The following is an 8565-nucleotide window of genomic DNA, read 5'->3' on the forward strand; positions in this document are numbered from 1 at the left end:
GTGGCGTCGGCCGTCACCGCCTGCGGCCCGGCGGGCGTGGTGAAGGCCAGGCTGCCGTCGGCGTGCCAGCCCGTCCAGCGGTGGCGCGCGTGGATGCGCACGCCGGCTTCGCGCAGGCGGTGCAGCCAGGCCCGCATCAGCGGTGCGGCCTTCATCTCGGCGGGAAACACCCGGCCCGAGGTGCCCACGAAGGTGGTCACGCCCAGCGCCTCGACCCAGTCGCGCAGGGCCTGGGGCGAAAATGCCGCCACCATGGGTTCAAGCTCGGCGCGGCGCGTGCCGTAACGGGACACGAACGCCTCGAGCGCCTCGGAATGGGTAATGTTGAGCCCGCCCTTGCCGGCGAGCAGGAACTTGCGCCCCACCGACGGCATGGCGTCGAAGACATCCGCATGAATGCCGGCTGCGGCCAGGGTTTCGGCGGCCATCAGGCCGGCCGGCCCGCCGCCGATGATGGCGACGCGGACGGTGCTGCGGGGCGGAACAGGGGCTGCGCTCATGCGGTGGGCGAGTGTGACAAAGGCTCAATTGTAGTTCCAGGCGGGCGGCTACAATGCCCATATCAGGCGGCGGGTCATATCGCCAGCCAGCCACAAAGGGGTTTCCGATGATGGGTATCAAACCGAAGGCCGCGGCGACGCTGCTGGCCGCTGCGTTGTGTGGGCTGGCCCTGTCGGCCGCGGCAGCGACGCCGGTGGATGGGCGCGACAACCTCGCGCGGGTGCAGAAGGGCACGCCGGCCGAGCAGAAGGCCGCCATCGACGCCGGCCGCAAGGTGGCCCAGTTCTGCGCCAACTGCCACGGCGAGCAGGCCGGCGCCCGCTATGCCGAGTTGCCCAACCTGGCCGGCCAGCATCCCATTTACCTGCTCAACCAGATTGAGGTCTTCCGCACCGGGCGGCGCCTGGAGCCCTTCATGCAGGGGCTGGGCAAGGCCCTCAGCGCCGAAGAGAAGGCCAGCGTGGCCTACTACTACGCCAACCTGCCGGCGACGCCTTCGGTGGCCACGCCGGGCCCGCGTTCGGCCGAGGGCGGCCAGCTGTTTGCGCGCAACTGCGTGCGCTGCCACGGCCCCGAGGCGCACGGAGGCGAGAACTTCCCGCGGCTCGCCGGCCAGCAGCCGGAATACCTGCGTCAGACCCTCAAGCGCTACCTGAAGGGTGGCCCGGAGCGTATCTACCCGCCGATGACCGCCGCGGTGATGGCCCTGGGCGAGCAGAACATCGAGGCGGTGGTGGCTTACCTGTCCAGCCTCAAGTAGTCCGTTCCTGGGCTGCTGGCGGGCGGGCCAGGGTGACGGGGATGTCGCGCCGGGCGCGCTGCAGCCGTCGGGCGAGGCTTCTGTCCAGCATGTCCGGCCAGCCGGGTTCCGGCATCACGATGGCGGTGCAGCCGAGCTGTTCGGCCAGATCGAGGATGCCCGGCACGGGCGGCGCTTCGCGGAACAGACTGCGGCAGACAATGCCGGCGTCCCGCAGGGGCTGGGCGGCCTCTTCCAGAAAGACCCGCGAGCGGGTTTCGAAGTGGCGGTGGATCTCCGGCTCGGTGCGGAAGCGTCGCACCGTCCAGTGGTGCACCGGCGCGACGATGTAGAGCAGGCACACTGCCACCGGCCCGGCGTCCCGATGAATCCGGAGCGCGTGGGCGATCCCCCCATCTCGATGCTGCTGTGGCGTCGATGGGGATCAGCAGCCGGTGACGGGCGTGGCCTGCCGGCTGTGTGGCGGAGGTGTTCATGGTCGCGCGCTCCGGGTCAGGGGGCGTCGGAGCCGGGCGGCGCGGCGGGGGGATGATCCTGACGGTAGGCCGCCTGCAGGCCGCGGCGGAGCCGTCGCAGGTTGAACGGCCCGGCCAGTCGCGCACGGGCCAGGCCCGCAGGCGTGGGAACAGGCAGACCAGCACCCATTGCAGCCAGCGTGACCGAAGGATCGGGCTGGCGGCCGACATCACAGCACCTGGAAGGCCAGGACGGCGACGCAGGTGGGGGGCAGCGCGGCGAGGAACAGGCCCATCGGGCTGATGGATTCGTCGTCGAAGTTCGATTTGAGGATCGCCACGCCGGCGGGGTTCGGCGCATTGGCGATGAAGGTGAGGCCGCCGCCCGTCACCGCGCCGGCCACGATGGCGTACTTGAATTCGGGCGACACGCCGTCCACCAGCGAGGCCAGGTAGGTCAGCGCGGCGTTGTCCGTCAGGGCGGTCAGCGCGGTGGCGAGGAAGTACAGCAGGGTCGGCTCCACGCCGACCAGCGCCTGTTGCAGCCACCACTGCTGGAGCCCGCCGAGCACCACCAGCCCGGCCAGGAAGAACGCCACCAGCAGGCCTTCGCGCAGGATCAGGCGGTCCTGGTGGGTCTTGTAGGCTTCGGTGAAGCCCAGGAAGAACAGGAACAGCCCCATGAACACCACCGGGTGATGGGCGAAGAAGACTGCCCCGATCAGGAAGGCGAGATGAATCCCGCTGATCGTGACGGGGACCGGGGCGCGTCGGGTGTCAGGGTCGATCTGGCCCCGCTCGGCCAGCTCCTCGCGGAAGAACCACGTGAGGATGATGGCATTCGCAAACACCGCGACGGCCGCCTTCCAGCCGAAGTGGGAGATCATGTAGAGGGTGTCCCACTGCCACTTCGCGGCGACCATCAGCACCGGCGGCGCGGCAAAATGGGTCAGCGTGCCGCCGATGGAGACGTTCACGAAGAGCATCCCCAGGGTGGCGTACTTGAGGCGGTTGGACAGTCCCTGCTGGTAGTAGCCGTCGCGCAGCATCAGCGCCGCGAGGGTCATGGCGGCCGGTTCGGTGATGAAGGAGCCCAGCAGCGGGACCACCGACAGGCACAGGAAGTAGGTCGCCACGGCGCGATGGATCGGGATCACCGACGCCAGCAGGCGGACCACGCCGATCACCGTGCTCACGATGGGGCGGCTGGCGGCGATCACCATCACCACGAACACGAACATCGGTTCGGTGAAGTTGCGTCCTTCCAGGTAGGCCACCGCGGCATCCTGCCCGTTCAGCCAGAACAGCACGGCGACCAGCACGAATGCCCACAGCCCGAACACCACCTCCACCTCGGCGAGCAGGTGCCACAGCCCGGCATGACGGGGCTGGAGGTGGGCCAGATGGGCGAAGAAGCGGGTCGAAAAAGTGTGGGCGACGGCGACCGCGAAAATTGCGGCAGCCGCGATTTCAGGCGCAGATGCGGCCAGGGAGAGCATGATCCGGGAACAGTGAGGAGTTGGCCTTACGGTACCCGGCCGCGCCGCCCCAGGAAATCCGGGAAGCGCGTAGTGGAAGCCCCTACGGGTTTCCCTTGTTACGCGATCGGGGCGCCGGCTTCACAATGGGGCCATCTCCATCCGTTCGGCGTCCTTCTTGCGCAAGCATCTGCTCCCCCTCGTCTTCGTCAGCCTTTACATCGCCCTGGATGCGGCGAGTTTCATCCATCCGCTGCACGGGCTGAACATCACGCCCTGGAACCCCGCGCCGGCCCTCGGGCTGGTCTATGTGCTGCGCCAGGGGCCGCTGGCGCGCGGGGCGTTCGTCGTGGCGGTGGTGGCCAGCGAGTTCCTCGTGCGGGGCGTGCACCTCGAATGGTGGCGCAGCCTGTTGTCGGCGCTGATGCTCGCCGGCGGATACCTGGCCCTGGCGGAAGTGCTCCGCCGGCGCATGGAGCCCGGATCGCTGCTCGACGGGCGCTCGGCGCTGCTGGGCTGGATGGTGCCGGTGGTGCTGGGGACGTTCCTCAACAGCGTGGTCTTCATCACCGGCCTCTGTGCGCTGGGGCTGCTGCCGGCCGAGGGCTGGCGCAGTGGTGTGCTGCAGTTCTGGGTGGGCGACATGGTGGGCATTGCGCTGGCGATGCCGCTGTTCTGGTGGCTGGCCGGCGAGCGCGGCCGCCTGATGCTGAAGGCGGCGCTGCTGCGCTGGGAAACCCTGGGCTACGCGCTGCTGTGCGTGGTGGCCCTGCTGGTGGCCTTCGGGCTGGGCGGTGGCAGCGGGTTCAAGCTGTTCTACTGGCTGTTCGTGCCGATCGCCTGGGCGGCGGCGCGGCAGGGCATGGCGGGTGCCATCGTGTCGGCCATGCTGCTGCAGATCGGCGTGATCGTGGCGGTGCAGTGGCTCGACTTCAGCGCCGTGACGGTGGCCGAGCTGCAGATGCTGGCCTTCGTGATGGCGTTGATCGGCTTTCTCATCGGCGGCGTGGTGGATGAACAGCGCCGCACCAGCGACGAGCTTCGCCAGACCCTGCGCCTCGCCGCCGCCGGCGAGATGGCGGGCGCCCTGGCCCACGAGCTCAATCAGCCGCTCACCGCGATGGGCGCCTACGCGTCGGCCTACGACACCCTCAAGGCGCGGGGCGAGAGCGGGGCGCGGCTCGATGCGGCCATCCACGGCATGCGCAGCGAGGCCCGCCGGGCCGGCGAGGTTGTCCAGCGGCTGCGGGATTTCTTCCGCACCGGCGCCACCCGTCTCGAGGACGTGGCGCTGTGCAGCCTCGTCGAGGCTGCCGCCGAACACTACCGGGACAAGGCCGCCGCGGCGGGGATCGCCTTCACGGTGAACGAGGTGCCGGACATTCACCTGCTGGCCGATCGGCTCCAGCTGGAGGTTGTGCTGCGCAACCTGTTGTCCAATGCCTTCGACGCGGTGCAGGTGCAGGCCACGGGGCCGCGCCGGGTCAGCGTCCGGGCCGACGTGCTGGTGGACGATCAGGTCTGCATCTGCGTCGAGGATTCCGGCCCCGGCCTCACGGCGCGGGAGCTCGGGCTCGTTTTCGAATCCTTCTATTCCGGCAAGTCGAACGGGATGGGGCTGGGGCTGGCCATCAGCCGGGCCATTGCCGAGGCGCACGGCGGCAGCCTGACGGGCGAGGTCGCCGGCCACGGGCAGTTCAGGCTCGTCCTGCCGATCCGGGAAGCCATCACACAATGACCGACAATCTGACCGTATTCATCGTCGACGACGACCCCTCGGTGCGCGACGCGCTGGGGCTGCTGCTGGGCATTCACGACTACCGGGTGGCCATGTTCGCCGACGCCGACAGCTGGCTGCGGGCCTTCAAGCCCCACTGGCGCGGCTGCCTGCTCCTGGACATCCGCATGCCCGGCATGGATGGGCTGACCCTGCAGCGCACCCTGCTCGATCAGGGCGCCAGCCTGCCGGTGGTCATCATGACCGGCCACGGGGATGTGGATTCGGCCCGGGCGGCGTTTCGCGCCCAGGCGGTGGATTTCCTCGAGAAGCCCATCGACGAGGGGCGGCTGCTGGCGGCCATCGGCGAAGCCTTCGCGCGCCAGCGCGAGACCCTCGACGCCGCGGCGAGCCGCGATCAGGCGCGCCGCCGCATCGACGGCCTGACCCAGCGGGAGCGCGAAGTGATGGAGCGGGTGGTGGCGGGCCGCCACAACCGCGAGATCGCGGCCGAGCTGGCGATCAGCCCGCGCACCGTCGAGGTCCACAAGGCGCGGATGATGGACAAGCTGGGGGTAGCCAGCGTGGCCGAGCTGGTACGCCTCAGCCTGGGCTGAGGGCGGCCTTGCTCGCCCGGCCGGCGTTGCGGTCGTGGGCGATGGACATCAGCATCCCCAGCGAGATGCACAGGATCACCAGCGCGGTGCCGCCGTAGCTCATGAAGGGCAGCGGCACGCCGACCACCGGCAGCATGCCCGTCACCATGCCCATGTTCACGAAGGCGTAGGAGAAGATGCTGAGGGTGAGGCTGCCCGCCAGGTAGCGGCTGAAGCGGTCCTTGGTGGCGAGCGCGATGGACATGCCCCGCAGCACGAGCAGGATGTAGATTGCCAGCAGCACCAGCGCGCCGACCAGCCCGAGCTCCTCGGCCAGGACCGCGAAGATGAAGTCGGTGTGGCGCTCGGGCAGGAAGTCGAGCTGGGTCTGGGTGCCCAGGCCCCAGCCCTTGCCCCACACCCCGCCCGACCCCGTGGCGATCATCGCCTGGATGATGTGAAAACCCTTGCCCAGCGGGTCGGAGGTGGGATTGAGCATGGTGCATACCCGATGCTTCTGATATTCGCGCAGCAGCGGCCAGGGCCGGTCCTTCTCGCACAGGCTGTCGCCGAACAGCAGCAGCACCACCACGATGGCGAGCACGCCCACCACCAGTGGGGCGATCCACTTCCACGGGATGCCGGCCAGAAACAGCACGAAGAACCCGGCCAGGAACACCAGGATCGCCGTGCCCAGGTCGGGCTGTTTGGCGATGAGCAGCACCGGCAGCATCAGCAGGCCCACCGCCGCGAGGTGGTCGCGGTGGCGCAGCGCCCCGTCCCGATGAAAGTAGAACCAGGCCAGCATCAGCGGCGCGGCGATCTTGAGGATCTCGGATGGCTGGACGCGGGTGAAGCCCAGGTTCAGCCAGCGCTGGGCGCCCTTCGAGATGTCGCCGAACAACGCCACGGCGATCAGCAGCGCGATGCCGGCCGCGTACAGCGGCGGCGTGACGAGGCGCAGCCGCTGGGGTGTCACGTGGGCCGCCGCGAGCAGGCAGGCGACGCCCACCGCCAGATTGGTGAGGTGGGCGTTGATCCGCTGGGGTGACGCGCTGGAGATGATCAGCGTGGCGAAGGCGAGCAGGACGACGGTGAGCAGCAGGAGGGGCCGGTCGAGGGGCGCGAGCAAGGTGCGCCACGCGCTGCCGGCCTTGAGAAGCAGCGAATTGTTCATGCGGGCAGGGCGGCTGGCCATCACTGGCCGGTGGCCATCGACTATAGCCATCCGCCGCGCCCGGGATAATTCGGGAGTCGCTTAGGTTTCCTGCTTAGGGGTGTCCCTTAACGGGGGCAGGGCCGGGCACCGGCTGACGCCCGGCTGCAGGGGTCAGCGGATGATCGGCACGCCGCCGTCCGGCCCGCCGAAGACGGCGGCGCCTTCCTTCACCACGCCGGTGACGCGGATCTCGCCGAGCTTGTCGGCGGGCGTCTTGAGGGGGTTGGCCGACAGCACGGTGATGTCGGCCAGCTTGCCGGCGGCGATGCTGCCCTTGATCTTCTCTTCGCCAAGCTGCCTCGCCGGCAGCAGGGTGAGGGCCTTCAGGGCGTCCAGCGGGGCGAGCTGCTGGTCTTCGCCCACCGGGCGCTTGACCGCCGCCGCCATCACGCCGAAGGGCGACGGAGCGGCGAGGGCCGGATCGGCGTGGAGCAGGGGGGTGATGCCGCGCTGTTTGGCGCTGCCCGCCGGGGCGAATCGCGCGGTGCGCTCGGCCCCCAGCAGGTAGTCGGTCAGCGCGGGCTTTGACAGCACCAGCCGCTGGGGCGCGAAGCTCAGGCTGGCGCCGGCCTCCTTGAGGGCGTCGAGCTGGTCGTCGCGGATGGTCTGGGCGCCCACCAGCAGCGGGTGGCGGTCCTTGGCCGGGTGTTTGGCGGCGGCGGCGCGGATCGCCCCGATGAACTGGTCGATGGCCGCGTCGCCGTTGGCCTGCACCGCCACTTGCCAGCCGCCCGCGTAGGCGCGGGTGGCGAGGTCGGTGGCCACTTCGTCCGTCGTGCCGGGGTAGCCGGCAAATTTGGTGCGCTTGCCCGGCGGCGGCAACTGGTAGGGCTGGGTGAGCCACGCGCTGCGGTCTTCGGCCACGCCATCCAGCGCGAACGAAACCCCCGCCAGGCGCAGGCGGCTCTTGTAGTACTTGGGCCCGATGCTCTTGTGGCCCTTGAGCGCGCTGCCGGCGCTGGCCAGATCGGCGTAGAAGGCCACGTCGAGCTTGAGGAGGCCGGCATCCGCGGCCTGGGTGTACAGGGCCAGGTCGTCCGGCGTGGCGCGGGCCTCGACGGCGGTGGTGTAGCCGTTCTGCAGCATCAGGCTCTGGCCCTGCTGGATCATCGCCATCCGCTCGTCCTTCGACAGCTGCGGCAGCGCGCCGAGCAGGGCGGTGGCGGCGGCGCCGTCGAGCACGCCATCCGGCTCCTTCGAGCCCGGCCAGCGGCCGATGGTGCCGCCCGGCGGGTCGATGCTGTCGCGGGTGATGCCGGCGAGCTTGAGCGCCTCGCTGTTGGCCACCACCTGACGGCCCGAGGCATGGACGATCAGCACCGGCTTGTCGCGGGAGACGCTGTCGAGATCCGTGCGGGAGAGCGGGCGCTGCTCGCGCAGGCGGCTGTCGTCGTAGCCGAAGCCGATGGTCCACCCGAAGCGCTGGGCGAGTTCGCCGCGGCTCCAGTCACGCAGGGCGCGGAGCAGGCCGTTCACGTCGGCAACGCTGCCTTCGGGTGGCGACTGCAGCGGGGCCGCCACGGTGGCGAGACCCAGGCGCGACATCTGGCCCCAGGCGTCGATGAAGCCCGGCACGACGGTCTTGCCGGCCAGGTCCACCACCTCGGTGCCTTCGCTCTTCCAGCGAGCGAGGATGTCCTTGCTCTTGCCCACCGCGATGATCTTCGTGCCCTTGATGGCGATGGCCTGGGCGCTCGGGCGTTTGTCGTCGAGGGTGATGATGTCGCCGTTGGTGAGGATGATGTCCGACAGGGGCGGCGGAGGCGGTGCCGGCGGCGCAGCGTTGGGGTCGGCCGGGGCGCCGGGCACGGCTGCGGTGGTCGGCGCGGGGGCTGCCGG

Annotated in this window: 8 protein-coding genes; 3 read left to right on the top strand and 5 right to left on the bottom strand. The window is 70.0% G+C overall.

The window, feature by feature from the left end:
• A partial coding sequence (locus QQK25_RS21480; protein ID WP_284189802.1) for an NAD(P)/FAD-dependent oxidoreductase occupies positions 1 to 500 on the bottom strand: 500 nt, incomplete at its 3' end.
• Between the two features lie 107 nt (positions 501 to 607).
• Here QQK25_RS21480 and QQK25_RS21485 point away from each other — a divergent pair.
• Positions 608 to 1261 carry a c-type cytochrome gene (locus tag QQK25_RS21485; RefSeq protein WP_284189803.1) on the top strand — a complete coding sequence of 218 codons (654 nt, stop codon included), beginning with the start codon at positions 608 to 610 and terminating at the stop codon, positions 1259 to 1261.
• Here QQK25_RS21485 and QQK25_RS21490 read toward each other — a convergent pair.
• Together QQK25_RS21490 and QQK25_RS21495 are read right to left on the bottom strand one after the other, a co-directional pair.
• Positions 1254 to 1610 carry a universal stress protein gene (locus QQK25_RS21490; protein ID WP_284189804.1) on the bottom strand — a complete coding sequence of 119 codons (357 nt, stop codon included), beginning with the start codon at positions 1608 to 1610 and terminating at the stop codon, positions 1254 to 1256. The two genes, QQK25_RS21485 and QQK25_RS21490, sit on opposite strands and share 8 nt — an antisense overlap.
• 336 nt (positions 1611 to 1946) lie before the next feature.
• On the bottom strand, positions 1947 to 3215 hold the full coding sequence (locus QQK25_RS21495) for a putative Na+/H+ antiporter (protein WP_284189805.1): 1269 nt from the start codon (positions 3213 to 3215) through the stop codon (positions 1947 to 1949).
• A 157-nt stretch (positions 3216 to 3372) separates the two neighbouring features.
• Here QQK25_RS21495 and QQK25_RS21500 point away from each other — a divergent pair, with 157 nt between their 5' ends.
• Both QQK25_RS21500 and QQK25_RS21505 read left to right on the top strand, forming a co-directional pair.
• Entirely contained in the window at positions 3373 to 4932 is a 1560-nt protein-coding gene (locus QQK25_RS21500; protein WP_284189806.1) for an ATP-binding protein, read from the top strand.
• The gene (locus QQK25_RS21505; RefSeq protein ID WP_284189807.1) at positions 4929 to 5528 is read left to right on the top strand and encodes a response regulator transcription factor; all 600 of its coding nucleotides are present in this window, start codon (positions 4929 to 4931) and stop codon (positions 5526 to 5528) included. The genes QQK25_RS21500 and QQK25_RS21505 overlap by 4 nt, the downstream gene beginning before the upstream one ends.
• Here the strand turns inward: QQK25_RS21505 and rodA are convergent.
• Together rodA and QQK25_RS21515 are read right to left on the bottom strand one after the other, a co-directional pair.
• Positions 5515 to 6684, bottom strand: coding sequence for a rod shape-determining protein RodA (gene rodA / locus QQK25_RS21510; RefSeq protein WP_284189809.1), 1170 nt, complete (start codon positions 6682 to 6684; stop codon positions 5515 to 5517). The genes QQK25_RS21505 and rodA overlap by 14 nt on opposite strands.
• Positions 6685 to 6837: 153 nt before the next feature.
• A partial coding sequence (locus QQK25_RS21515) for an amidohydrolase (RefSeq protein WP_284189808.1) occupies positions 6838 to 8565 on the bottom strand: 1728 nt, incomplete at its 5' end.

Source organism: Zoogloea oryzae (assembly GCF_030161255.1).
Lineage (GTDB): Bacteria > Pseudomonadota > Gammaproteobacteria > Burkholderiales > Rhodocyclaceae > Zoogloea > Zoogloea oryzae.

What these genes read in the sequence shown, in the direction of transcription:
- QQK25_RS21495 (WP_284189805.1), bottom strand. Translation starts at nt 3,215, where the DNA reads ATGCTCTCCCTGGCCGCATCTGCGCCTGAAATCGCGGCTGCCGCAATT.
- rodA (WP_284189809.1), bottom strand. Translation starts at nt 6,684, where the DNA reads ATGAACAATTCGCTGCTTCTCAAGGCCGGCAGCGCGTGGCGCACCTTG.
- QQK25_RS21485 (WP_284189803.1), top strand. Translation starts at nt 608, where the DNA reads ATGATGGGTATCAAACCGAAGGCCGCGGCGACGCTGCTGGCCGCTGCG.
- QQK25_RS21505 (WP_284189807.1), top strand. Translation starts at nt 4,929, where the DNA reads ATGACCGACAATCTGACCGTATTCATCGTCGACGACGACCCCTCGGTG.